Origin of the sequence: Psychrobacter sp. DAB_AL43B, assembly GCF_900168255.1 — a bacterium.
In the GTDB taxonomy this organism is placed as follows: domain Bacteria; phylum Pseudomonadota; class Gammaproteobacteria; order Pseudomonadales; family Moraxellaceae; genus Psychrobacter.
Map to the genome: position 1 here is coordinate 2631499 of NZ_LT799838.1, position 26203 is coordinate 2657701.

Consider the following 26203-nt stretch of genomic DNA (forward strand, 5'->3'; position numbering starts at 1 on the left):
ACTGGCTCATTTTTTATAGGGATAATGATTGGAAGTTAATTTGCATTATCTTCACCTATCGGCGCAGCAGCCCGAAGGGTGGACAAGTAAGCAATCACGTCAGCACGCTCTTTAGCATCGGGCATGGGATCTGCTAGCATTTTTGAATCTGGCATGGTTTTTTCAGCATCGGCGATATACGGGTCAAGCGTCTTAGCATCCCATACCCAACCTGAGGTTTGCAAGCCTTCACTATAAGTATAATCTGCTAGCTCCGCCGCTTGTGCACCATAAATATTCATCAGCTGTGGGCCTTTTTTATTCAGACCTGGGTTTAGCTGATGACATTGACTACAAGCGTCTTTATATATTAGAGCGCCGTTATCAGCATCACCTTCTGTATATAGTGGCAGCGTAACAGGCGCACGATAATCAGGAGGCGTACGCTCACAAGCAGCAAGCAATAAAACAGCAGCAAATACGCCGCCCAGTTGATATTTATTAATCATAGACATGTTGTTGTAATCTTTAATTGAGGGGCATTGGCTATGTATGCGTCCACATCAACTATAATGCAATGCAAATAGTGATGGACATACATAGCCGTACGTAGACAATAAACGAATTATTGCTGATGAGAATAAAATAAGATAAAAAAACAGTTTATTAATATTTAAAAAGCGACAGTCGATTCACTTTAAAAGCGAGGCTGTGCTGCTGGTATAAATGGTCTTAAGCTTAAGTCTCGCTAGATACTTTTATGGTATTACTAGGCGCTTCTAGATAATAGCCTTGCAGGTAGCGCGCACCCACACTCCATGCAACGGACATGGTCGCAGCATCCTCAATATAAGGCATCAATACATCGACTTTAATCTCATTGGTGCGGACGATAAGCGATTTGACCGTTTCTAGATTTTCGGCTGCATCAATTCCTTCTATATAGCTACGGGCTAAACGCACCATATCGGGCTGCACAAAATTGGCAAGCTCAATCGACTTCGCAGATGAGCCAAAATTATTGATACCAAGTTGACAGCTCACTTGGTTGAGCGCTGAAAACTGAGATTTCGCCACCGTTAAATGATCGGCGATATCTTTTTCATTGAACTGTAACGTCAAGGCGCCAGCTTTACCACCGACTGCATTGATCAACTGACTGGCGACACTGGGTAGCTTTTTATCAATCAAGGAAGCACTGGTCAACTGTACTAGCAACCGCGCTTCAGGATGTGATTTACGTACTTCATTGATTTTTTTACAGGCGTTAATCAGTATCCAGCGGTCAATTTTTTCAAGCAGTTCGTGGGATTTGGCAACCGCCATAAACTGGTCGGGCGTCAATACGGTATTGTCCGCATCAGCCAGTGGTAGCTGTAGATACACTTCAAATAAGTCGCTACGATCATTATTAATGTCATATATTGGCTGGAATAACAATTCAAAGCGATTATTGGTAATCGCATCGACCAGAGATTCTGCAAGCGCATGATCGTCACTATTGGCATGTTCGCTAGCATCGTACAGATGATACTTGCCACCATGATTGGATGTCTCAATCATAATTTGACTGATGGCATCCATCGCCCGCTCAAGCAACACTCTCGGCTCAGGAGTGTTTTTTTCAATTTTAACGATAGCAATACTTGCCGTAGTATTGGTTGTACGCTTATCAACTTCGATAAACATCTTGCTGATATTCAAACCAATTTGTTCAGCCAGCTTCTCAAGCTCTACCGTTGTTCGATTTTCTACTAAGACGGTAAATGCGGTATCACTAAAACGGCTCACATGACCATCTGCCACGAGCTCATCTAACGCCTGAGCGACTTGTTTAACCGTACTATCAATACCTTGCAGACCCAAACTGCTTCTAATTTTACCAATATTATCGAGCTGAACATATAAAAGACCCGCCGTCAAAGAGCCCAGTCTTGCTTGCTGATATAATTCTGTCAACTGCTCTTCAAAGCCGCGGCGGTTATCAATGCCTGTTAAGCTGTCTTTACGCTCAGCCTCAGCCAAACGTTTGGCAACGTCAGCGCTGTTACTGTGATTTTGTTGAATGATAATCTGGGTAACCGGTTCGCCATCTAGTGTCGCGACGGCCAACTGTAGCTTTGCCTCAAACGTACTACCGTCAGTACGCCGACTCTCAAAATTAAACTCTACGTCTTTACGGCTGCCTTTATCAAATTGACGTAAAAACTGTTTGAAGCCTTTGACGTTGTCGCCACCTGCAATCAAATCAATAATAGGTATGCCAATGATGTCGTTCATTGCCTCAAAACCAAATAACTGCAGATACGGATCATTGGCGAAAATATGAATACCTTGATCGATATAAGCGACTGCACTTTTGGAATTTTTAATCAGTACATTTGCCCGTTGTTCTGCCTCAGACAGCACATGACGCAAGGCTTTAAGTTGGCGGCGACTACGTAAATTATCATGCTGCAAACAAATTGCCATGACGACAGGCATCTCTTGGTCAACGCAAAGTGCTTTGACCATCGTGCCACTCACGACAGCAGGAAGCCCTTCTTCATTATGCGCGGTGGCTGCCGTTTCTTTGTTAATCAAGCAAATTAAGGGTAAGTCAATACTTTGTTCTTGGATGATGCCAACCACATCAGTAAAGCTCATATCGTACGCTTGACCAAAAACCAACACATCCCATGACTGTCGTAGCGATTTTAACAACTCGTCTTTATCATCCAAAAAACCTAAGTTTACACTGTCATAGTACGAACCTAACAAGTGTACGAGTCGCTCAGCATAAAGCTGGTCGTCATCGATAACCAATAAGTTTAAGATGGACTGAGTACGCATAGAAAGCCTTTTTAATCTGATAAAATGATTTAATGGGTCGTCGCATGGCGACAGCCAATACACAAAAGAACAACAGCGTCGCCATTATAAACAATAATTTAACCGACTGCTGCTTAACTTACAATGGCAATTATTAAATAATATGAATCAATGATGATGCTTTAAAGCGCCAGTTAAATTTATATGGTCGCGCCTATACCTATACCTGCATATTGGTAGCGATGAAATTTATACCAATTAAGCTTGCACCACTTCATATTGACTAAACTCATCAGTCGTCATTAAGCTACGTATTAAGCGCAAAGATTTTTGTTTATCCTTGATACGCATCATGACTTTATCACCCGTCTGGAAACGAGAGGTCGGTAATAATAAACTATCAGCAGTTTGTAGACACTCATCGCCTCCGACGATGAACGCTGGCACAAAATGCCGACTGCGAGCCCCTCTATCCTGTAGACGAATCCCGCAGGCGATGAGCTTGTGCCCAAGGACTTGCCATTCCAGCTCGGGTTTTTCGGTATCCAAAGTGAGCCAGCGCACGACCCCAACTGACCAATTAGGAGAGTTAGAAATATCAGGACGACATAATAGAAAAAGACTCATTAGTCGTAATGGTGGCGGTGTGATAGAAACAAGCATGTCATTTTCATCACTAAAATTCGGCTCATCTGAATCAGATAGCAGGCGTAGCGTACGAAAGTGCGACAACTCATTATCACGATCAAAAATTTCGACCGCCACCTCTTTACTGGCAGATTGCTTTTTCGGCAAAGTATCATAGCGAGGCTGCTGATGTTTTGGCAGCGTTTTAGCTTCAATCAGGCTTGTTAGGCTCTGTGCGTTACTAATACGGTAATGAATCTCATTAAACCCAGTCATGACTTGCGCATTTTGTTTTGCACTATATTTAATAGGTAGCGTGAGCTTTGGTTGAATATAACGATAGCTTAACGCCATCGAGATATGATTAGTTAAACAATACTCCACCCCGACTCTACCTACATCGCTTAATTCTTCAATACGCGATTTTAAATAGCTAATCATAGGCGCAAGTTCTATAAACAAGCACGCATGATGCGCGTCGTAAGGGTTAATACTAGAATGGGCAGTCAAATAAGTCGGCGGCTCTTTACTATACAAATTTACAAACACTCGTGTTGCCGTACGCGGCTCTATGGTTGCGACCAGATGTTCATTCCACTGCGGTAGTAAACGCTGTACCAATAAAACATGAGATCGACGCATCGCTCGTACATTTAATAAGCTGTGCAAGCATATTTGACAATATAATTGATGGATAGTATCAGCGCGATTAGTCACAATATGGACACTCAAATCGGTATCAACTGCCTGCTGCTGATAAGCCACGCGGTATAGCTGATTGATGTTAGACCATATATATGGCAATGGCTTTTGATAGCACAGTGCGTCTTCAAACAGCAATTTTTGATACATCAGTAGCGTTTGATAAATGGCAATCGCTAAAGTGATAGGCGACGATCTTTCGCTGGTAAAATAGCGCTGCCAAAGACTGCTTGAAGGTTGCTGCTGCTTGTCATTTAAAAAAGCAGTTTCGCGATGTATGACACCGTTGAACGCCATAACTATTAAATAATACAGCGACTTCACTTGAGCAACATAACCAAGCTGAGCGACATTAAAAGCTTTTGTCTCATAGATATAATACTGGCGTAACGTTGCAATCAATTGATTGGCAGCGTCAATCACAATACTGGTTAATGTCAAACGTTGCCGATCATCTATAGTAGCCACACGCAACTCGGCCAGCACTCGTTCTATTTGCTCTGCTTGCTGAATTTCTGTTTGCGCGGGCAGTAGTGCCGCCCATTTACGCAGGTGCGGCTCATTGCTGCTCACAGAATTATTTAACGTCTGTACTAAGGGTGTATCAGCTGCTAAAAATGCTTGGAACGTCGATAAATTTACCATTACTATCCTTAGTAAATTGCACAAATTATTCATAGGTATGTATGGATTCATTCTTAAATATGAATATTAATCTCATACATGACCATTCACTGACCTATTTATGCTTGGTTAATTAGGCATTGTTGATTAGTTACTTTTATTCACTCTTTGTTTGCTAAAATTTTAATACATCATATTGCCCACTTTACATAGCGTTGTAAATATTAATCGGCACCTTAAAAGGTTTGTTTGGCAACTCCCTGACCAATTTAGGGACTAGATAGCCGGGCAATTCTGCCAATAATGACCAATAAAGCTCAATTGCTGAGCGCTCGTCACTGTCAAAATGGGCGGCACCGGCAACTTTATCTAGCAGATGTAAATAATAAGGCAGTACGCCCGCCGTAAATAAGCGTTGACTTAACATCGTTTGCGCAGCAACGCTATCATTAATATCCTTTAAAAGTACTGCTTGATTTAATAAGGTAATTCCAGCAGCTCGAGCACGTTGTAAATACTCTGCGGTGAGCACATCTATCTCATTGGCATGGTTACAATGAATCACCATCACAATTTGACAGCGGCTTTGTGACAAACGCTCTAATAGCGCATCGTCCAGCCTTGCTGGAATCACCAATGGCAAACGGGTATGTATTCGAATGGTTGTCAGTTGCGCAATCGCCTCCAAAGTCTCTAGCCAAGCAAATAGACGTCTATTGGTCACATTTAACGGGTCGCCACCACTCAAAATTACCTCGTTAATCTCAGGATGGTTGCTGATATAATCGATGATGCTTTGTTTTGCACTAGCCGTTGGCATATTGGCACTATAGTCAAAATGCTGACGAAAGCAGTAACGACAATGAATCGCACAAGCACCAGTAATCGTTAACAACACTCTTGATTGATATTTATGCAGTAAGCCTTTGACCGGATTATGGGCGTTTTCCGCTAACGGATCTGCCACATAGCCAGTGACTGCGATTTGCTCTTTTTGATTGGGCAATACTTGTCTTAACAAAGGATCATTACGATCACCGACTGTCATTTTTGCCACAAAAGCACGCGGCACTCGTAGCTCAAAATGCTCAGGCACATAGACCTCTGCGCGCAGTGATTCAAGCTTTAATATGTCAAGCAGCTCATCAATAGAGGTGATGGCTTCGGATAATTGCGTTTGCCAGTTTTTTTGTGTGATTAAATGGTTTATCATGACAACCTAATACCTGTAGCCAAAAGTCGATATTATACGCTCTTAGTGCGTAGCCTATCAAAGCATACGACCTATCCTTTAAACACTGAGGGAGATAATGACTTTTAGCACTACTTTATCACTACAAGTTTAATATCCAATTCTCGTTGACAATATTTATAATCCTTACTCATAAACCTTTATTCATAAACACTTATTCATAAACACTTATTCATAAACACTTAGGAGTCTTCCGTGGCAAGTTTTTCTACCAATGAATTTAAAGCTGGTCTCAAAGTCATGCTTGATGGCAATCCTTACTCCATCCTCGAAAATGAGTTCGTCAAACCGGGTAAAGGACAAGCCTTTAACCGCGTCAAAATGCGCAATCTACGCAGTGGCAGACAGCTCGAGCAGACTTTCAAATCAGGCGAGAGCTTAGAGGCGGCAGATGTTATAGATACTGAAATGAACTATCTGTACAACGATGGTGAGTTTTGGCACTTTATGCATCCTGAGAGTTTTGAGCAGCTGCAAGCAGATAAAACGGCTGTTAGTGATGCGGTAAAATGGTTAAAAGACAACAGTAACGCCCTATGCGTGATTACTTTGTTTAATGGTGTGCCGTTATCAATTACTCCGCCGAACTTCGTTGAGTTGCAAATTACCGAAACGGATCCTGGCTTACGCGGCGATACCTCAGGTGGCGGCGGCAAACCTGCAACGTTAGAAACGGGTGCCGTGGTTCGTGTACCATTATTTGTACAGCAAGGTGAAATAGTCCGTGTCGATACCCGTACCGGTGATTACCAAACGCGCGTCAGCTGATAGATTTTATTCGTTATCAGATTAGTAAAAAAGCTTAACCACTCATAGAATGGTTAAGCTTTTTTAATGACTTATGATTGGCTATTTTAAACGGCAATCTACTCTTCTGACGACCGCTTATGCATCAGCCAATACTGTACCAACGCATTGAGTTGCTCTTGCTTGAATGGCTTGGTGCAATAATCCTGCATACCAACATCGAGGTATTTTTTGCGTTCGCCATCCATCGCATTGGCGGTTAAAGCGATAATTGGTGGTAATGTTTGCGGATCATAAAGCTCATGCAGTTTAATGGTTGCCTGTACGCCATCCATAATTGGCATATGATGATCCATCAAAATGACATCATAAATTTCAGGGTTCAAGGCAAAAATCTCGATCGCTTGTTGCCCATCAGTCACATGAGTGACGGTATGACCACTATTATTGAGTGCTTTTTTGGCGATCATGGCGTTGACACTATCATCTTCGACCAATAAGATATGACCGATAAGATCGTCACTGGGTATTGTCATGGCAAAGTCATTAGAATCTTGCCATGTCTCATAGCTTTCCTCATCAATAGGTGGCAATGGTAATAATACCCTAAAAGTAGTACCGAAACCGACCGTACTATCTACTTCAATATAGCCACCCATTAAACCAACCAAAGATTTACAAACAGACAATCCGAGTCCTGTACCACCATAAAGGCGATGGGTAGATTTATCTGCTTGATCATAAGCATCAAATATCGCATCCAATGACTCCGGCTTAATACCTACACCCGTATCTGTGACCTCAATACACAGCGTCATATCTTTATGAGCAACCAAATTAACATCATCAGCCACGCCATAAATGCCGTGCTCTACGCTACTGTTTTGACCTTTCATAGCATTGTGACCCATAGCACTGTAGCAATCATCGCCATCTTCACAAGGATTGTGTGGCATATGCTTAACATCAATCGTCACGCGACCGCCTTCACGGGTAAATTTAATGGCATTATTAACCAGATTTACCATGACTTGTTTGAGCCGTACCGGATCCCCTTTGACATAAGGCGATAATGATTCGGTATAATGATAATCTAAAATTAAGCTACGCTGACGGGCTTTGATCGCAAATAAGTTAACAACCTCATTACATAAACTCGATAAGTTCATCGGAATAGAATCGATGGTCATTTTGCCCGCTTCGACTTTCGATAAATCTAAAATACCGTTGATAATGGCGAGCAAATGCTCGTTTGAGACTTTTATATTATGGACATACTCTTGTTGTTCAGCGCTAAGCTCAGTTTCACTCAACATCTCAACCATACCAATAATGCCATTCATTGGCGTCCGTATTTCATGGCTCATATTGGCCAAAAACTCTGATTTCATCTCATTGGCATGCTTAGCATTACGTTGCTGATCTTGTAGTTGTAAAGCATCGGCAGCCATCACCGCAAACTGCGTTAATATTTTTGCTTGCTCGTCACTAAAGTCATGATGAGGTTGCATATCCATCAAACACAGAGAGCCCAGACGATAGGTTTTACCATCTTCTTGCATGATGATGGGAGCGCCGGCATAAAACCTCAGATGAGGTGACTCTGTAATCAATGGGTTTTGGCTAAAACGGCTGTCTTTTGTTAAATCTGGTACCACAAAAACCTCATTAGAGAGCACCGTATAATTACAAATAGCAACTTTGCGCACCGTCGTACAAACACCGCCAAGTCCATGGACAGATTTTAGATACTGAGTTTCCTCATCCATAAAGGTAATGGCAACCACAGGCATATTAAAAAACAGTTTCGCCAGCTGCGTTAAGCGCGCAAAAGCAGGCTCTTCATTAGTATTGAGTACCTGATATTTTTTAAGCTTATTGATACGCTCAACTTCATCTATTGCGATGGGATAACTATTCTCTAGCAAGTTGGATGTAGACAAGATGGACTCCATTAATTCATATCAGACGCTTGGCTTAACAGCCGCCTGCTTGAGCAATAATTGTAATGCCTCACTCACCATAAGCATTGCTACTACCGAGGTGACGACTACGGCCGAACCATAACCACCACAGTGCAAACCACCTGTCTGACTGCTTTTGTCTACCCGCGGTGGTTCTATCGAATAGACACACTTGATACCAAATTTTTCTTTTAAAGCACTATTAATGCCTTTTTCATGGCGTAATTTATTACGTAGTTTAGCAAGTAGTGGATCTTGATAGCTATCGCGTAAATCGCCGATTCTAATTTGGCTTGGGTCTATCTTACCGCCCGCCCCACCTGCGCAGACCAGTTTTAATTTGTTAAACCGGCAATGCAGCGCAATGGCAAGTTTGGCATTCATATCATCAACACAATCTAAAATCACAATCGGACTGTTTTGCGCAGCAGCCTTGGCTTCCTCACGACTGGGTAATAGTGTGGCTACATTTTCAACGGTCAAGAAGTCATCAATCAAATGCAGCGTTACTTTTGGATTGATCTCACGGATACGCGTCGCCATCGCCGCAATTTTACTTTGCCCAAAAGTGCTATCTAAAGCAGGCAGCTGCCGATTGACGTTAGAGGCAACCAATATATCCAAATCAATCAACGTAATGTTACCCACTGCCGTTCGAGACAAGGCTTCTGCTGCCCAAGAACCTACCCCGCCAACACCAATCACATAAACATGCGCTGCGGCAAATGTATCCACTGCTGAAACGCCATACAGCGTCTTTGTGCCTTTAAAACGGCGCTCATACTGCTCATCTGCATCATCTAACATCTGTGATTCTTCAATATCAGATTGCTGTTGTGCAGTAGTATTCGGCTGGTTAATGGTTTGCTGCCATTGCATATCTTCAGTCATAACAGGTTAAAGGCTCTTTTAAAGAATTTCATTGTTTATTCATCAGCTTATTAATGAGTATGAGCTAATTTTTTAGGTTGGATAACGCCATTTCATTTGTAGAGCTGTGCAACTATTGTGCCACAATTGCTGAGCAAGAGTAGATGGCTGCACCTCAAGTAACTCACTCAGAGTTAGTAACACATAAGATAAATTAGCAGGGACGTTTCTATTATGAGCAGGCGTATCACCCCATTCATTATCTGGGCTTTGTCCGAGTGCTGACGCATTACCGTATAAAGTGCTGTCTAAGGTGTTATCTGAAGTCTGGCACATAATAGGTGTCATATCTGGACAGTCAGTTTCAATGACCAAACATTCAATACCATAACTATCAACAGCTGCCTGAATAGCAAGGCGCAACTTTTTCGCATTGGGATTGGTTATTTGCCCAGTAACGCCAAGCTTAAAACCTAATTTCGCAAACGCTTTGGCTTCTTGCATACCACCACTGAAGCTATGCGCAATACCACCCAGCTTATGTGCGTCATAAGCATGAGCTTTTAGTAACGCTAACGCTTCAGCATGGGCTTTACGAATATGGAGCATGACCGGTAGCTGATGAGCTACTGCCATATCCAGCTGAGCATTAAAAAAACGCTGTTGTTTGGCAATCATTTCAGGCTGCTTCATGACATCCGTAAAACTATCTAAACCGATTTCACCGATGGCCAGCGGACGCTTGTCATTGAGCATCTGCGCCATCTTCTCTAAATGCGCTTCAGTATGCTGCTCGATATAAAAAGGATGCAAGCCTAACGCAATATGCGCCTTGGGAAGTGACTGTTTTTGGTTGTCATCCTTCCCTATAATGGCTGGCAGTTCTTCATTTAGGAGTAATCCCTTATTTAATAATTTCTCAGTTTCGTATAGCCGATCGAAATGTCGATGTAAATAACCGACTAATACCAGATGACGTATCCCCTGATCATAAGCAAGATGTGCCTGCTCGCTTCTATCAGAATCAAACACAGGTGCGTCGAAATGAGTATGTGTGTCAATTAGAGGGAAAATAGGAGGTAGCGTCTCATCATCGATAAAGGATGCCCTAATAGCAGTCATCAATAGACTCCAAAATTAATAATTGGTACAACAACTTTTCTTTTTAAATAATGAGCTTTAAAGCGTTAGTTTTAAAAAACCATCTTTAAACGATAAGCTTTCGTAATCTCTAAACAGATAGATTCTCTACTTTAAAGCGCATTTATTTTGACTATTAATTTTAATCGCCCGCTTTAACCGCTATCTTTATTCTTAGCTTTATTCGACAACGCTCTATCTGCCTTTTTACTACTGCGCCGCGGAACGAGTAATAGAATAATGCCAGCTGCGCTTAAGGTAAGCCACTTTTTTTTATTGGTAGATACTGTCATTGTGTTTGCCTTTTTAAATGAGTAGGCTGTGACTTTATAATTATAATTATATCAATATTTATGCATTGCTATAAGCAGTGCTGTAATTAAAAGCCTGATACACATAGGTTATCTGTTTTTATTGTACTCGTATACGAAACGCACTGTGTTTATCTGTGTTAACAATACGCAAGCTAATGTACAGTATATTTATTACACCGTACATTTGGCTATGATAACCACTTAGAATTCGTATTTTACGGTATGCTTTGACAGGCTTTTAACAAAGTGAATAAAAGCCATTAACGATTTAATGGATAGGTAGTGATACCACTGCTTGGACTATCGACTCTCGTAAAACCTTGCGACGTCGATTTCGGTGTTTGATCGCGCTTAGGAATAAGGGGATTGAGTGGCATCAATTCATAATCTGCACTGACGCTACCATTCCAACCTTCCGTCCCGCTTAATGGCAGCTGTTTAATCGTACCGTTTTTATCGATGACCAGCTGGAGCACACGCATTTGGTTATATTTACGCTCTGTAACGCTGGCTACTGCGCCGCCATCACGTAAAATAGTCGGTTGTAAAAATATGATCAAGTTACTCTTTTGGGTGTTGTCATTGTCCGAGCGGAACAATCGACCGATGAGGGGTACATTACCCAGACCTGGGACTTTCTGTTGGCGCGTAGTAGAGTTATCACGCATCAAACCACCTAAAGCAATAGTCTGCTGATCGTCTGCCAAAATGGTGGTATTAATCAAGCTTTTATTGGTGATAAGACCACTGGCGTTTCCAGCACTGCCTGGTACAACTGACGAAACCTCTTGTGAGACCTCCAACCGTACAGTGCCGTTTTCACCAATATGTGGGATGACGTTTAGATTAATACCAATATCTTGGCGATCAATCGTCTGAAATGGATTAGTCGAAGAGTCACTACCAGTGGTATAAGAACCTGTGACAAAAGGCACGTTCTGGCCCACTAAAATACTGGCTTTTTCGTTGTCCAACGTCAAAATCGAGGGCATAGACAGCAGATTGGCACTGGTTGAAGAATCAAGCGCCTGTAAGATAGCCCCATAAAACTGTGCATTACCTTGGCTGTCTTTACTACTACTGCCAATACCAACCAAAGCACCAACGATAGAGCTGGCAGCAGCACTAATAGCTCCTCCTCCTCCTAACGCTGCTGCTGCCAGGCTGGTTGCACTCGCGCCGACATTGTTAAAGTTGACCACGCCATAGCCACTATTGGCATTACCTAGCGCCCATTGCACCCCAAGCTGAGTGGCATCATCGCCTGAAACCTCGACAATTGCAGCTTGAATCAAGACCTGAGCGCGGCGACTATCCAACTGATTAACAGCATCTTCAATTTCAAACATTAGCTCAGGTGCCGCATTGACGATGACGGCGTTCTGAGTTTCATCAGCGATGATACTAAAGGGTCGACCACCGACACCTGTACTTGCACCACCTGAACTACTATTCGATAAAGCTGCGGTACTTGTATTACCCACACTGTTACTACCAACACTACCGTTAGCACCGCTATTTAGCGTCGATCCTGTCGTGGCGGCATCGTTCAATGACGCAGATTCTAATGTTGACGAAGCGCCGGCGCTATTGATAGATTGGCTAGCAAGTAGGCCGCGAAGCATTTCTGCAATATGACCGGCGCTGGCATATTTTAAGCGGAAGACACGTAGACCACTCAAACGCCTTGTAGGTGTAGTATCCAACTGATTGACCATCTCTAGAACTTTAGCAATCATCTCAGGGCTGCCTTTAACCAGCAGTCTATCGCTAGCCGTGTCAGCGATGACCTTAAGCTGATTGTTGCCGCCTTGGGCTTGCCCGCTACCAGCGCTCGCAACCAGCGCGCTAATCAACTCCATCATACGCTCGGCATCGACATGACGTAGTGGAATCACTTGCAAACTGTCATTCACATTGCTGTCTAAATCACGGATGAGCGCTGTCAACTGGTTTAGGCTATCAGCACGATCAGACAGTACCAAGGCATTGACCCCAGGCACAGCCGCGGCATGTGCGGACGGCGGCATCAGCGGTCGGATAACTCCTAATACTTCTGCCGCTTGGGTATTGGTCAAATAAATCACGCGCGTTGCTAAGGCTTCACCAACACTATCACCGCGTAAATCCACAGCGACACCGGTTTGTTTGGCGACATTATCTGGTACCAGTTTAATCGTTGTTCCTGAATCGATAGCGGCAATACCATTGACCTGCATCACACTCAAAAACAACTGATAAATCTCATCACGCGACAATGGTTTATTAGAAATAACCGTCACATTACCGTTGATGCGCGGATCAAGAACGAAGTTTTGATTGGTAATGGTCGCCACTTCATTAATAAACGCTTTGATATCAGCATCTTGTAAATTGACCTTCCAGCTCTCAGCACTGACCAGTCCGGTACTAGCCGCCCATAGTGGCACTGCTAAACAAAGAGGACGACACAGCCGCATCAAACGCTGCAAGATATGATGCAAAGGCGTGACTGAAAAATTATAAAGACTGACCATATTGATAATTACCTACAGTGATGGCGCTTGGTATGTACTGAGTTTAATGTGTACTAAATATTGTTGGTTATCATATTGCTAACGATAGCATTCATCAAATAACCATGGAAAAGAATGCCTTTAAGCCACCCTATATTACCTAAAACTGCTGACGAATCGTAATCACTTGATCGCCACGTTGTACCTCTATCTGTGCCTCACCTGCTTGTTTGGCTTGTTGCAATACATTAGCATCCTGTCCAGGATTACTACCAACACTTTGCCCATTTACCGTCAGCACCCGATCACCGGGTTCAAGTCCTAAGCGATTACGCAGATTGGCAGGCATGGCTGCCGTGACTTGATAGCTGTCGCCACCAGCCATAACGCCCATTCTACTCAAATAACTGGCAGGATTTTCTTGCAATTCAGTGACCGCCTCATCAATGGCAGATTGGGGAGCACTTTCGCCAGTCGCTTCGGTAGCTAGTTGATTATCGCTATTGGTTTGGTCAGGCAAAGGGGCATTAGGTAACATGTTACCATCTTGCAAACGCTGATTACTGACGGCACCAGCCATCATAGCACTTTGGTCAAGTGGCATTGCTTCTGGCATCCTAATTACCGTTTCTTTATCAGTGGCATCGGCAATGATAACCTCATTCCAAGCGACAGCGACTAGGGTATAATCACTGTCTTTTAGAGTATCACCAATTCGGTAGTTTTTAACCTCACCATTGACGTCTAATAATGCTGAAGACAGACTCTCTGGTATGGCGAGTAAGACGCCTTTCAATAAAATATTAGGCGGCGGCTGTACCGCAGCAGCGATTGGGTCAGGATCGGCAAAAATGGCGAATAGACTGCTATAATCTGTGCTGGATGTGGCGTTATTCTGTAAAGGCACGAGCGGTAATGTTGGAGCTAAAGGGGGCGCGAGCAGCAACCATAGTAGCCGCGCGGCGGTCCAGCATAACCAAGCAATCGCCAATAACAGCAACCAAGCTGAAAATCGATTCAAAATATTGAGCACAGGTTTTAAACTTGTGGAGACAGTCATCATCTAGCGTGCCCCTAACCCATTCATCAGCGGCTGACGCACACTAACGACTGGCGTATCTTGCGGCGCTTGTCCTTTATATTCTGGCATATTTTCTAACAGACGCTGCGTCAAGCTCACATCTAGCATATTGTCGCCATCGATATATAAGTCGCCTAAACGCTTATCCTGATTGTTTACTAGATTAATATGCAGCAGCTTTTTATTATTCTTCTGCTCAGCACTTAGCTCGGCACGCAGCGCTGGTATGGTGATATAAAAAACTTTACCGCCACTAGGATAGCCTACTTCACCGCCAACCCATGTCAACTGTCCATCTGCTTGACTAAAACCAGATAGATTTTCACCTGAATCCTTGTCTGCGGCACTTGAGTCAGACTGACGTTTTAACGATACGTTGTTGACCTGAATCGGTGTATTCGGCAATTGCCAATCAACCACACTGGCCAAAGTCTCAGGCGCAATCTTACCACTCATGTCATTCACCTCCCATGAGCCTAGGCCTACTTTTACTTGGCCATTGAGGCGTGTTGGCTCGGAATTGATACTGACCTCTGCACCAAGCTTGCCTAATAACAAATACCATGGCTGCCAAGACCATTCAGCAGCACCTGTCAACGGTGTCGATGATAAAGGTATTTGCCAAATCGCTGAACCTTGCCACAAATTACCTGACACGTGCTGGACATAAGGCGATTCTGGTGCATATTTTTCAAGTAACCACGCCGCTGGCATTTGCAAGACGGCAAATAGCGCAAATAATATAAGCCCAATCAGCCACCACAGCTTACGGGGACGCTTATGAGACGACGCAGATACTTGGGGCACGGTTGCATAACTCTTATATAAGACAAAAACGTCATTATCATAGCAAACAATAGCATACAGATGACAGAAAAAAAGCCAGTATCTTTTCGCCAAAATACTGGCAATAAAGATAATGGCTTCGGTTTACTTATAAGCTTTCGATCTAATCATGATTAAACGCACTGATTATAAAGCTTAATCATATCGATAAGTCAGGCAACGTAGACAGAGCGTTAGCTACGTTGCCTGACTTATGTTATTAGATAAAAAATTAGATAGCAAAATCTTCGAGTTTACGACCGGCGCCTAACGCGTCTACCAACCATGTTGGTTTACGACCACGGCCAGTCCAAGTTTCTTCGTTATTATCGGTATTACGATACTTAATGCTACGCTTTTTTTCTAGTTTCTCGCCTGCTTGTAAAATCTCTTCAATACTGGCATCACTTTCTTCCGCAATTTTCTCAAACTGCGTATAAGCATCATACAAACGCTGGTGTTGCTTTTGCGCAATAAGTTGCTGCGCATTTTCAGTAATGGCGCGTAACTCATCAACATTTAAATCATTTAAATCAATAACATTATTTTTATTCATAGTATTTTCCATATTAAAATAAGGGATATAAAGTAAATAGAATCTCTATTAATAGCTGATTACTAAAAACTGAGTGATTCTCAAATAACTAATCTTGTGAACGTTAATAATCAATTGATTGGTTAATGATTGATCTTCTATTAACATTTAAAACCGCAAGTAGCGACAATATAAACAAAAAAAATATCTATAACAATGACTAATTACTGTTAACAATGACTGGCTGGTGTTTCTATCCACAATAATAGGTAAGAGAATTAAATAAACAACTATTTTTATAGCTCATTATAAATAAAATCACATATGTGATAATGCCTTAAAATAAAAATAGCTATCTTCACCCTATAACAAGTATTCAAAATACAGCATTCAGACATCTTTCTTTGTATACGTTTTACGTCATTTCATTAATGTAAATAAAGGAAACCCCGCTAATAGCGAGGTTTCAGATTGAATTCTTTACAGGTAACTCTGAGGTGTATCCTAGAACGGGATATCATCATCTACAGGACCGTCAGGCATGGCGGTAGGCTTAGACTGCGCCGGTGCTTGAGTCGGCTTATTAAATTGGTTCTGCTGAGCGGGCGCATTCTGATTGTTAAAGCTGTTTTGATTGCTACCTTGTGACATACCTTGAGCTGCACCACCACCTTGGTTATAACCGCCTTGTTGAGCTGGCTGATTGTTTGCTGGTTGACCATAACTGTTCTGGCCACCTTGACCTTGGTTTTGACCACCAAACCCACCGCCCTGATTGCCATAGCTACCTTGACCTTGGTTCTGACCGCCACCAAATCCGCCACCATCATTACTACCGCCAGTCGCACCGTCTAGCATTTGCATTTGTTCAGCGCGAATCTCAGTGATATAACGGTCTTGTCCATTTGGATCCTGATATTTACGCGTACGCAAGCTACCTTCGATATAAACTTTACTACCTTTACGAAGATACTGCGCGGCGATTTCGCCTAAACGATTGAACAATGAAATACGATGCCATTCAGTTGCTTCTCTTTTTTCACCGCTCTGCTTGTCTGTCCACTGCTCAGAAGTGGCGACCGAAATATTGGTTACGCCACCGCCATTGTTGAATTGACGTGCCTCAGGGTCTGCACCGAGGTTACCGATGATGATAACTTTATTTACACCGCGCATAATACCGTCCTTTTACTTATGAATAATGTGATTACCAGCTTTAATCGAGTATTTAATATAAACTATTAATTCTAGCAGTAATATGGTTTTACTTTAACTATTTTTCTGTTAAATATCTAGAGGGCTTTGGGCTAAATGCGACAGCTCCTGTCGCGAAGTATCTGTGAGCTGTGTCTTGTCCAATTTTAAATAAGCCACTTGCTCTTTTGCCATGACCACCAACTCATCAACACCATCGACTGCCAGCATTTGCCGTGACCAGTCCTGAATATTAATATTCTTAGGTATTGTCACAGTGGTACTTGCTAAATACGGTGGATCGGTAATAGGAATAATAATGAGTAACGCTACACCCATGATGGCAGCCAATATGCCCCATGCCAAAAGATTGGGCTGACTTAATAATAATCCGCCCATTGCCCCGCCGACAAAAGCACCAAAGAACTGGCTGGAGGAATTCAATCCCATCGCGGTCGCTTTATTGGCGACTGGGGCGCGCTTAGATATCCACGAAGGAATCGTTGCCTCAAGCAAATTAAAGCCCATAAAATATAATAATAAGCCTAATATAATACCGACACCGACCTGACTACCTAATGCCAATATGGCTAAAGCGGCGGTCATTAATGCAATCGCTGCCAAGAATACTTGGCGCATTTTACGTTTCTTTTCTGCGATTATAATAAATGGTATTGCGACGGCAAAGCCAATAAACAATAAAGGCAAATACACCAAACCTTGCTGGCGTACCGACAGACCCATTACCTCACTAAGCTGGTGCGGCAAAATGACAAAAATGGCGGTCATGGTCAGATGTAGGGCAAAAATACCAATGTGCAAACGGTTTAAATCACCAATTTTTAGGACTGTTGCTAACTGCTGACCAATCGATTTATTGTCTAAATTATGCTTAAGCACGCGCATGGGCGAAGGTACGACAAGCAGCAGTAGCATTGCCAACACTGCAAATCCGGCAGTCAACCAAAACAGCCCAGAAATACCAAGCGAGCCGACTAGTAAGGGACCAAAGGCAAAAGCGAGCATGATAGAGGTCGCAATGGTCAAACCCATCGTCGCCATCGCTTTGGTGCGCATCTCTTCACGAGTGACATCTGCTAGTAACGCCATCAATACCGCAGAGACTGCCCCACTACCTGCCAGCGCTCGACCAATAATCACCTCATAAATATCCGTTGCATTTGCTGCGATGATACCGCCGACGGCAAATAAGATAAGACCTAAAAATATAATAGGCTTACGCGGAAATTTATCCGCCGCCAAACTCATTGGAATTTGAAATATCGCCTGCCCTAGCCCATAAATACCGACCGCCAAACCAATCAGAAACGGTGTCGCATGCGCATAATTATTACCATACACAGAAAATACTGGCACAATCATAAACAAACCAATCATCCGCAAGGCAAAAATACCACCTACCCCGAGGATTGCCCGTTTTTCTACGCTATTCATACTTGCCTCACTGGTTCATCATTGCTGGTTTAACACAGCTGTGCTACTGATTTATTATTACCGTTCTATCAAGGCGTTGACCACAAATTAAGCTCACTAGTATAAGACATTCGCCGTTTGCTTGCCGAGACTTTTACCCTGCTGCTTCACCATCATAGCGGACACTGACTCAAGCTATTCATTTTACGCGATAATTTTGTTACTAAGTGCATTTCATGCGTTATAGCACCTTGAATAATGCCGCTATCATGACAATAAAGTAAGACGTCGGAAATGTTATTGTCCGAAAATATTGTATGACAAATATTTTTATAAAAAAACGTTGTTCGACTAAATCTATAACAAACTGCTCATATTAGTTAACCTTTATTTAGCTTACCTTTATCCATTTCAAGTACTAAAAGCATAATATAAAAGAGACAATCATTACTATCGCTTTGTGAAAACCACTTATTTTTATAAAGCCATATTAATTTGAATAGTATTTTTAAACATATCCACGCTTTTGATTCATCATTGCTTTTAATTAAGCATTTAACTCAACTTTATTTAGCTCTTTAAAATTCTAAACATTTTTTATATACCCTTTTATCAAATAGGAAATCTATCACCGATGGCACACGAGTATATTAAGGTTCGCGGCGCACGCACTCATAATCTAAAAAATATCGACTTAGACATTCCACGCGATAAATTTGTGGTGATTACTGGTTTATCAGGCTCTGGTAAATCGTCGTTGGCATTCGATACCCTTTATGCCGAAGGGCAACGCCGTTATGTCGAGAGCTTATCGGCGTATGCGCGTCAGTTCCTCTCACAGATGGAAAAACCTGACGTCGATAGTATCGAAGGTTTATCGCCAGCGATTGCTATCGAGCAAAAATCCACCAACCATAACCCACGCTCAACGGTCGGTACGATTACCGAGATTTATGACTATCTGCGTCTGCTCTATGCGCGTATTGGTACGCCTTATTGCCCAGAGCATGGCGAACCAATGGTCGCCCAGTCGGTCACTGAAATGGTCGATCAAGTGATGGCATTGCCCGATGATACGAAAATCATGATTCTTGCACCAGTCATCCGTGAGCGTAAAGGCGAACATACGGTCTTACTTGAGCAGCTAATTGGTCAAGGCTTTGTGCGCGTACGCGTCGATGGTGATGTTTATGATACCGACGAGCTGCCGACATTGGATAAAAAGAAAAAGCATACCATCGAAGTGGTGGTTGATCGCTTTAAAGTCCGTGATGACTTAGGTAATCGTGTTGCAGAAAGTTTGGAGACTGCGCTACGTTTAGGTCAAGGGCTTGTCACGCTACACTTTATGGATGGCAATCCAAAAGAAGGCGGCGACGCCAATCAAGTGATGTCAGCCAAGCACTCATGCCCTGTTTGTGATCGTGCGGTCTCTGAGCTTGAGCCGCGTATGTTCAGTTTTAATAATCCATACGGTGCTTGCCCAAGCTGTGATGGTCTCGGTAAACGTCAGTATTTTTCTGCCGAAAAGCTGATTACCCATCATGAAAAATCGCTCAATCAAGGCGCGATTAATGGTTGGGATAAGCGTCATGCCTATTACTTTGGTTTGCTATCTACCGTTTGCAATCATTTTAAAATCGATATGGATGCACCATGGCAAGAGCTGCCGAAAGAACAGCAAGATATTATCATGCAAGGCTCTGGTAAAGAAAAGCTGACTTTTAACTTTACTGATGAGCGCGGTCGTAAAACCAATAAGACTGTGCCATTTGAAGGCGTATTACCTTATTTAGAGCGCCGTTATGCCAAAACCCAAAGCAATCTCGTCCGTGATGAGCTGGCTAAATATCTAGCTGATACTACTTGTAACGTTTGTGATGGCGCGCGTCTTAACGAGATTTCACGTAATGTCCGTGTTGAGGATCACACCATCGCCGAAATCGTTAAACTGTCTATCGGTGACGCGGCTGACTATTATAAAACCCTGAAAATTGGCGGTCATAAAGGCGAAGTTGCAGAAAAAATCTTTAAAGAGATTAACGAGCGTCTAAACTTCCTCGTCAGTGTCGGGCTTGATTATCTATCCCTTGCCCGATCTGCTGAAACGCTATCAGGCGGTGAAGCGCAGCGTATTCGTTTAGCCAGCCAAATCGGTGCTGGTCTGATGGGCGTTATGTATGTACTCGATGAGCCGTCGATTGGTCTGCATCAGCGTGACAATGATCGCTTGCTAAAAACTCTAACGCGCTTGCGTGATTTGGGTAATACGGTACTGGTCGTTGAACATGATGAAGATGCCATTCGCCAAGCGGATCACGTCATCGATATCGGTGTCGGCGCAGGCGTACATGGTGGACACATCATCGCTCAGGGTACGGTCGATGACATCATGGCGAATAAAGAATCGCTGACTGGACAATATATGTCTGGTAAGAAAAGAATCGAGATTCCAAGTATTCGTCATAAAGCCAAAACTATCAAGTTGGAAGTCAAAGGTAAAGCCAAGCCTAAACAAGTACCGATGACTATTGAGCTCAAAGGCGCGTCCGGTAACAACTTACACGATGTTGATTTGTCTTTACCAATCGGGATTATGACTTGTATTACTGGCGTCTCGGGTTCTGGTAAATCGACCCTGATTAATCGTACCTTAATGCCATTAGCCGCGACGCAGTTAAATAATGCCTCAACGCTGATCGCGGATAAGCATGACAGCATCAGTGGTCTTGAGCATTTGGATAAAATGGTCGATATTGATCAAAGTCCGATTGGTCGTACACCGCGCTCAAACCCAGCGACTTATACCGGTGTATTTACGCCAGTACGTGAAATGTTTGCGCAAACACAAGAAGCACGTGCTCGTGGCTATAAAGCGGGTCGCTTTAGCTTTAACGTCAAAGGTGGACGCTGTGAGATGTGCCAAGGTGATGGTCTTATCAAAGTCGAAATGCATTTCTTACCTGATATGTATGTGCCGTGTGATACCTGTGAAGGCAAGCGCTATAACCGCGAGACCTTGGAGATTCACTATAAAGGTAAAAACATCGCCGATGTCCTAGATATGACTGTGGAAGATGCCACTGAATTCTTCTCAGCGATTCCAGCGATTTATCGTCGTCTGCAAGCGTTGATGGATGTCGGTCTTAGCTATATTCGCCTTGGTCAGTCTGCACCGACGCTATCAGGCGGTGAGGCGCAACGTGTCAAACTGGCGCGTGAGCTTGCCAAACGTGATACCGGACAGACGCTCTATATCTTGGATGAGCCAACCACTGGTTTGCATTTCCATGATATCGATAAGCTACTACATATCTTGCATACCCTACGCGATAAAGGCAATACCATCGTAGTCATCGAGCATAACTTGGATGTCATCAAAACTGCAGATTGGGTGATTGATTTGGGTCCTGAAGGTGGTAAAGGTGGTGGACTGATTATCGCTGAAGGTACACCTGAGGAAGTAGCGGAAGTGAAAGGCTCGTATACTGGTGAATTCTTAAAGCCGATGCTTAAGCAGGCGATGAAAGAAGTGAGCTAACAGAAATTAGTTAATTATTGAAAGGCTACTCTTTAGGGAGTGGCCTTTTTTGTTGGGTTGAGTTTGGTTGTTGTAGCCAATCCCGCTTTTGTCATTATTTACTGTAGACGTAAGATGCACTTCATCCTTTAAGGGAGAAATGTTTTTTAATACTTGCTGTACGAGACGAACTCTATTCATTTAAATGATCACTTCCGATACATGACCAAAAATTTAATTGATATTTGTTGACTTTCCTGCTTAACTAAGTCTAAGTTTAATTTCTTAATAATAAACCTTGTTTGCAAACAAGGTTTTAGAATAATAATTTTAGGACAGTATTATGGTAGCTTATATCACAGTGGGCGCAACCACCACTCATGGTGGCAAAGTCATCACTGGTTCACCATATACCACGCATAATGGTGTTCAAGTCTCGCGTAAAGGCGATAAGGTCATTTGTAAGAAGTGCAAAAAGCTCACTACTATTCTCACAGGTGATCCTACTTTTATTGTAGATGGTGCGCCTATTGCACGTGGTGGCGATGTCACCAGTTGCGGCGCTAAGCTAATAGCTATTCAGCATTCGTTCGCAGAGTCGGGCTTTGAGGGGTCTGGGGTTGAGCAACCTGAGCCTTTGGTATTTCCGAAGTCTGATCCAGATAGTTTGTTTGCTAGCTTGGCGGGTCCTGGAGATCAAATAGAGCACTATCAACCACAATCTATAAGACGCGATCTGACATCTGGCGAACTAACAATCGCTAAAAGTGTGTTTAAGGATGCTATTAATTTTGGGGGAAAAGGAGAAGGAAATGGAGTAGGTATCTATGACGGAAAATGGAAGCCTGTTCAACAGGACAATAGAGCTATGGCACCGAATGGAAATATATATTTTCCAGGAACTGCTTATAAGCAAGATTTTTCAAGTGCATCCGATGAAAATAGACGCACTTTCATACATGAAATGGTTCATGTCTGGCAGCACCAACACGGCAAAGCCGTTAAAACTCGCGGGCTTACTTTAGGAGTATTAGCTGCTGTAGGAGATCCTTATATCTATAAACTCTATATCTCAGGAGCCATAACTAATCGTAAAGACTTAAGTGACTACGGGTTAGAACAACAGGCTGCTATCGTTGGAGATTATTATGCAATACGTGAAAAACTTAATCTTCCACTTGACGCTACTAATAGTGCACCTCCTAGTTTACAAGACTATGAAGCAGTCATAGGAGATAACTTTAAAAAACCTAGCCCGAAAGTATGGTAGAAATAAGCAGTTTTTACTGTATTGAAACTTCTACCGACATCATCAAAAGGATTCTAAATGTTTATGAGTAATCTGTCGAAGCCATTTGTATCTTGTCTTGCATTACCGATCTGTTCGTTACTGATAGTAAGTATCTCTGGCTGTTTTAAAACTCCTCATCCTTCTTCTGCAATAGAAGGTGATATCGAAATATCAACCAATGATAAGGGTGATTTGTGTTTTGAACCCTTGTTTGCAACAACAGTATTACATGATCAGCCTATACAAATAAAATATATAAGAATGAGAAGATTAGAGATATATAATTACGATGTTCCTGACGATCAAAGTCGTACAATGCTAACTATAGCGCCTATAGATGAAGAATATTATATTATAGAAAAAGGACAAAAGATCTGTTTGGATACCGACAATCCAAACTTAAAACAAAGAATTTTTAGACCTTTTAAAACACAATCTGTAGTGGTTGCAATTGGAGGAATAGACGATAAAAAAGAGGAATACGTAGACTTTCATCGTGAGTTTGACTATCCTTATATTGCTGAGTGATTAGAAATCTTAAAACGCATTGTTTGTTCCTTAAGGTAACTCAACGAGTAAAATCCAACTGCACAATATCAATAAGACTATCTAGTTGAGTATCTTTCTTTAACACCAACCTACCTTATATTAATAATGGTTGACGTAAGATAAAAATCAAACAGCCACCTTTAGATATTCCTTCGCAAAAAAAGGTAAGTCGTTTGACTTACCTTTTTTGTTAGTATTTACTGATTTAATAGCATTTACTGAGTTATTTACGTTTAATTGTTCTAGTAGTTACTCCAGTAGTTGTACTAGTAGGCGCTTTAGCAGCCGCTTTATAAACTGGCATAACTTCAGGTAAGAGTGCTTGAATTTTAGCGATACGCTGCCCAGAGTTTGGATGCGTAGACATCAACGTGACTAGGGTGTTGCTACGACCATTTGCAGCCTCCATTTTTTCCCATACTGAAACGGCAGATTCTGGATTGTAGCCTGCCTGCGCCATTAAGCGTAGACCACCAGCATCGGCTTGTGATTCTTGACTACGAGAAAATGGCTTGTCAAGTCCGTAGTCACTAATCAAACCCAACGCCTCATCATTTAACCCTGTTTTTTGCTGTATCGCAGCACCACCTAACTGAAGCGCTAAGCCTGTCAGAATTTTTTGCCCAGCATCTTTTTTGCTGTGCTCAGATAACGCATGGGTCATTTCGTGTCCCATGATTGCAGCGATCTCTGCATCCGTTAACTTTAACTTTTCTACAATACCGGTGTAAAAAGCCATCTTACCACCAGGCATTGCCCAAGCATTTAATTCAGGTGAACGTATCACAGTGACCTGCCAATCAAAAGGAACGCCTGTTGTATTAGCGCTAACGGCGTAGGGCTTCATACGATTAAAGACTCTTTTAACTCGAATGGCGGTGGCAGACGTATTATCTACTGCGCCTTGACTATTAGCGCTAGAAACCACTTGAGAGTAATTTTTAGCCGCATCGGTATTTAATGTAGCCGTATCGTACCCTGCCATATCGGCTACAGTAGTACAGCCCGCTAAAGTAGTAATCGTAGTAAGTAATAGAGCATTTTTTATTTTGTTAAAAGTGGTCATTAGACGTCCTAGTTGAGAGATACAGTTAAACAGCTAAACTAAAGGTAATGCACTGATAAATTTAAAATTCCACTACCGAAATTTATATCATGCACGTCACTAATTAAGAGCAACATATATTTAATAATGTAACTAATATGTAATTGCAATGTAAGTAATGTGTCTGAATTATCGAGGGAGAGATTATCACTATAGAAAACAAAAGTCTATTAAATATACAGTATATTGTTTGTTTGGAGTCGCAAGCTCCACCCAACCTACATTTGAAGCATCCAACTTTATTATTTTAATTAGAGTCGCTGCTCAGAGAGCATCCTGCAATAAAGCCCACCTAAATAAACTCTCTCTCAACATTCATCACCCGCGCATCTACCGTCCGTTCTATTTTGTCTTCGATTTGACTGCACTGCGACTCAACCTCACGTTTAGATAACCCGACTATCACAAACGTCCACTCGCTGGCGTCATGCCGATCACGCTCGCCGCTCTCACATACCGCGACACTTGGACTATTACCAAAGCGTGCATGCAAGCCGCCCATGCGCTGGCACTTCTCTTTCAAAGAGCCACATCCGGACAAGGAAAAAGTCAGAGTTAGGATGCCAACATGCATTTTATCCCCCTTATTAAAATACCATGTCTACGTTATCTGGTTATTTACGTTTAATACACCGCTGCCAAAACCAAATAAACTGACGGTCTGGCTGCTAATTACCCAACACCCACTCATCATTGACCTGATAAACTTTAAAATTCGTCTTATTGGTACGACTAGTACCCGCAATCGTCTGCGTGATATCAGCGGTACACATATACGTATTATCGCCTTCAGTGGTATCACAATTTATATTCTCTACACCTTCAAGCTTTGGCATCATACCTTCCATCATGCCGCTCATGGCTTTTGCCATTTCATCATTCCCTGCATTCGCCATCGCATCATCCATCATGCTGTTGGCTTGCTCATATTGCGCTTCGATTAGTCCTTCGACCGTACTTTCAGAAGGTGCATTTGAGCAGGCGACAAATAGTGGGGTTAACAATGCTATCGCAGCCAATTTCTTTAAATGGTTCATATCACGCTCGCTGTATTTATAAAATTAATGTGGCTATTTTTTGTGTCTAGAAGGTTACTTGAACTATACAGAATTATTTCATTTAGCCCAACTGAATTCACGCTATT

General features: G+C 42.5%; 21 protein-coding genes. 4 read left to right on the forward strand and 17 right to left on the reverse strand.

Annotated elements, in window-relative coordinates:
• Positions 1-35 precede the first annotated feature (35 nt).
• From DABAL43B_RS11185 to epmB, 4 genes are all read right to left on the reverse strand, one after another.
• Positions 36-494, reverse strand: a complete 459-nt coding sequence (locus tag DABAL43B_RS11185) for a c-type cytochrome (RefSeq protein ID WP_079692441.1) — start codon at positions 492-494, stop codon at positions 36-38.
• 223 nt (positions 495-717) lie between these two features.
• On the reverse strand, positions 718-2811 hold the full coding sequence (locus DABAL43B_RS11190; RefSeq protein WP_079692442.1) for an EAL domain-containing protein: 2094 nt from the start codon (positions 2809-2811) through the stop codon (positions 718-720).
• 237 nt (positions 2812-3048) lie between these two features.
• Positions 3049-4764: a hypothetical protein gene (locus DABAL43B_RS11195; RefSeq protein WP_079692443.1), complete on the reverse strand. Its 1716-nt coding sequence runs from the start codon at positions 4762-4764 to the stop codon at positions 3049-3051.
• 184 nt (positions 4765-4948) lie between these two features.
• Complete coding sequence (epmB, locus tag DABAL43B_RS11200; protein WP_079692444.1) at positions 4949-5956, reverse strand: EF-P beta-lysylation protein EpmB; 1008 nt, start codon at positions 5954-5956, stop codon at positions 4949-4951.
• Positions 5957-6190: 234 nt separating this feature from the next.
• Between epmB and efp the strand changes: the two genes are divergently transcribed.
• Positions 6191-6763: an elongation factor P gene (efp, locus tag DABAL43B_RS11205; RefSeq protein ID WP_079692445.1), complete on the forward strand. Its 573-nt coding sequence runs from the start codon at positions 6191-6193 to the stop codon at positions 6761-6763.
• Positions 6764-6861: 98 nt separating this feature from the next.
• Here the strand turns inward: efp and DABAL43B_RS11210 are convergent, their stop codons facing one another.
• From DABAL43B_RS11210 to DABAL43B_RS11250, 10 genes are all read right to left on the reverse strand, one after another.
• Positions 6862-8685 carry a GAF domain-containing hybrid sensor histidine kinase/response regulator gene (locus DABAL43B_RS11210; protein WP_227516682.1) on the reverse strand — a complete coding sequence of 608 codons (1824 nt, stop codon included), beginning with the start codon at positions 8683-8685 and terminating at the stop codon, positions 6862-6864.
• Positions 8686-8706: 21 nt separating this feature from the next.
• Complete coding sequence (locus DABAL43B_RS11215) at positions 8707-9513, reverse strand: ThiF family adenylyltransferase (protein WP_413771846.1); 807 nt, start codon at positions 9511-9513, stop codon at positions 8707-8709.
• A 156-nt stretch (positions 9514-9669) separates the two neighbouring features.
• The gene (locus tag DABAL43B_RS11220; protein ID WP_079692448.1) at positions 9670-10698 is read right to left on the reverse strand and encodes a TatD family hydrolase; all 1029 of its coding nucleotides are present in this window, start codon (positions 10696-10698) and stop codon (positions 9670-9672) included.
• 173 nt (positions 10699-10871) lie between these two features.
• Entirely contained in the window at positions 10872-11009 is a 138-nt protein-coding gene (locus DABAL43B_RS14275; RefSeq protein WP_171996352.1) for a hypothetical protein, read from the reverse strand.
• A gap of 281 nt (positions 11010-11290) precedes the next feature.
• A complete protein-coding gene (gspD, locus tag DABAL43B_RS11225) occupies positions 11291-13546 on the reverse strand; it encodes a type II secretion system secretin GspD (protein WP_079692449.1) in 2256 nt (751 codons plus the stop codon).
• A 139-nt stretch (positions 13547-13685) separates the two neighbouring features.
• The gene (locus tag DABAL43B_RS11230; protein ID WP_079692450.1) at positions 13686-14588 is read right to left on the reverse strand and encodes a type II secretion system protein N; all 903 of its coding nucleotides are present in this window, start codon (positions 14586-14588) and stop codon (positions 13686-13688) included.
• A complete protein-coding gene (gene gspN / locus DABAL43B_RS11235; protein WP_079692451.1) occupies positions 14589-15413 on the reverse strand; it encodes a type II secretion system protein N in 825 nt (274 codons plus the stop codon).
• 250 nt (positions 15414-15663) lie between these two features.
• The gene (locus tag DABAL43B_RS11240; RefSeq protein ID WP_079692452.1) at positions 15664-15987 is read right to left on the reverse strand and encodes an H-NS family nucleoid-associated regulatory protein; all 324 of its coding nucleotides are present in this window, start codon (positions 15985-15987) and stop codon (positions 15664-15666) included.
• Positions 15988-16470: 483 nt separating this feature from the next.
• A complete protein-coding gene (ssb, locus tag DABAL43B_RS11245; protein WP_079692453.1) occupies positions 16471-17142 on the reverse strand; it encodes a single-stranded DNA-binding protein in 672 nt (223 codons plus the stop codon).
• Between the two features lie 108 nt (positions 17143-17250).
• Positions 17251-18615, reverse strand: coding sequence for an MFS transporter (locus DABAL43B_RS11250; RefSeq protein ID WP_079692454.1), 1365 nt, complete (start codon positions 18613-18615; stop codon positions 17251-17253).
• Between the two features lie 613 nt (positions 18616-19228).
• Here DABAL43B_RS11250 and uvrA point away from each other — a divergent pair.
• The 3 genes from uvrA (at position 19229) to DABAL43B_RS11265 (ending at position 23933) form a co-directional block, all read left to right on the forward strand.
• Positions 19229-22135, forward strand: a complete 2907-nt coding sequence (gene uvrA / locus DABAL43B_RS11255; RefSeq protein WP_079692455.1) for an excinuclease ABC subunit UvrA — start codon at positions 19229-19231, stop codon at positions 22133-22135.
• A 322-nt stretch (positions 22136-22457) separates the two neighbouring features.
• Positions 22458-23384 carry a PAAR domain-containing protein gene (locus DABAL43B_RS11260; RefSeq protein ID WP_079692456.1) on the forward strand — a complete coding sequence of 309 codons (927 nt, stop codon included), beginning with the start codon at positions 22458-22460 and terminating at the stop codon, positions 23382-23384.
• A gap of 57 nt (positions 23385-23441) precedes the next feature.
• A complete protein-coding gene (locus DABAL43B_RS11265; protein ID WP_079692457.1) occupies positions 23442-23933 on the forward strand; it encodes a hypothetical protein in 492 nt (163 codons plus the stop codon).
• A gap of 244 nt (positions 23934-24177) precedes the next feature.
• Here the strand turns inward: DABAL43B_RS11265 and DABAL43B_RS11270 are convergent, their stop codons facing one another.
• From DABAL43B_RS11270 to DABAL43B_RS11280, 3 genes are all read right to left on the reverse strand, one after another.
• Positions 24178-25020 carry a M48 family metallopeptidase gene (locus tag DABAL43B_RS11270; RefSeq protein WP_079692458.1) on the reverse strand — a complete coding sequence of 281 codons (843 nt, stop codon included), beginning with the start codon at positions 25018-25020 and terminating at the stop codon, positions 24178-24180.
• 331 nt (positions 25021-25351) lie between these two features.
• On the reverse strand, positions 25352-25633 hold the full coding sequence (locus tag DABAL43B_RS11275; protein ID WP_079692459.1) for a DUF503 domain-containing protein: 282 nt from the start codon (positions 25631-25633) through the stop codon (positions 25352-25354).
• Positions 25634-25727: 94 nt separating this feature from the next.
• A complete protein-coding gene (locus DABAL43B_RS11280; protein WP_079692460.1) occupies positions 25728-26096 on the reverse strand; it encodes a hypothetical protein in 369 nt (122 codons plus the stop codon).
• Between the last annotated feature and the right edge of the window lie 107 nt (positions 26097-26203).

Bases quoted from the DNA above. Each gene is read 5' to 3' on its own strand.
- DABAL43B_RS11265 (WP_079692457.1), top strand. From the start codon at position 23,442: ATGTTTATGAGTAATCTGTCGAAGCCATTTGTATCTTGTCTTGCATTA.
- DABAL43B_RS11215 (WP_413771846.1), bottom strand. From the start codon at position 9,513: ATGTTAGATGATGCAGATGAGCAGTATGAGCGCCGTTTTAAAGGCACA.
- DABAL43B_RS11195 (WP_079692443.1), bottom strand. From the start codon at position 4,764: ATGGTAAATTTATCGACGTTCCAAGCATTTTTAGCAGCTGATACACCC.
- DABAL43B_RS11185 (WP_079692441.1), bottom strand. From the start codon at position 494: ATGTCTATGATTAATAAATATCAACTGGGCGGCGTATTTGCTGCTGTT.
- DABAL43B_RS11220 (WP_079692448.1), bottom strand. From the start codon at position 10,698: ATGACTGCTATTAGGGCATCCTTTATCGATGATGAGACGCTACCTCCT.
- DABAL43B_RS11230 (WP_079692450.1), bottom strand. From the start codon at position 14,588: ATGATGACTGTCTCCACAAGTTTAAAACCTGTGCTCAATATTTTGAAT.
- DABAL43B_RS11270 (WP_079692458.1), bottom strand. From the start codon at position 25,020: ATGACCACTTTTAACAAAATAAAAAATGCTCTATTACTTACTACGATT.
- DABAL43B_RS11190 (WP_079692442.1), bottom strand. From the start codon at position 2,811: ATGCGTACTCAGTCCATCTTAAACTTATTGGTTATCGATGACGACCAG.
- DABAL43B_RS11250 (WP_079692454.1), bottom strand. From the start codon at position 18,615: ATGAATAGCGTAGAAAAACGGGCAATCCTCGGGGTAGGTGGTATTTTT.
- epmB (WP_079692444.1), bottom strand. From the start codon at position 5,956: ATGATAAACCATTTAATCACACAAAAAAACTGGCAAACGCAATTATCC.
- DABAL43B_RS11260 (WP_079692456.1), top strand. From the start codon at position 22,458: ATGGTAGCTTATATCACAGTGGGCGCAACCACCACTCATGGTGGCAAA.
- DABAL43B_RS14275 (WP_171996352.1), bottom strand. From the start codon at position 11,009: ATGACAGTATCTACCAATAAAAAAAAGTGGCTTACCTTAAGCGCAGCT.
- uvrA (WP_079692455.1), top strand. From the start codon at position 19,229: ATGGCACACGAGTATATTAAGGTTCGCGGCGCACGCACTCATAATCTA.
- DABAL43B_RS11240 (WP_079692452.1), bottom strand. From the start codon at position 15,987: ATGAATAAAAATAATGTTATTGATTTAAATGATTTAAATGTTGATGAG.
- DABAL43B_RS11275 (WP_079692459.1), bottom strand. From the start codon at position 25,633: ATGCATGTTGGCATCCTAACTCTGACTTTTTCCTTGTCCGGATGTGGC.
- gspD (WP_079692449.1), bottom strand. From the start codon at position 13,546: ATGGTCAGTCTTTATAATTTTTCAGTCACGCCTTTGCATCATATCTTG.
- DABAL43B_RS11280 (WP_079692460.1), bottom strand. From the start codon at position 26,096: ATGAACCATTTAAAGAAATTGGCTGCGATAGCATTGTTAACCCCACTA.
- ssb (WP_079692453.1), bottom strand. From the start codon at position 17,142: ATGCGCGGTGTAAATAAAGTTATCATCATCGGTAACCTCGGTGCAGAC.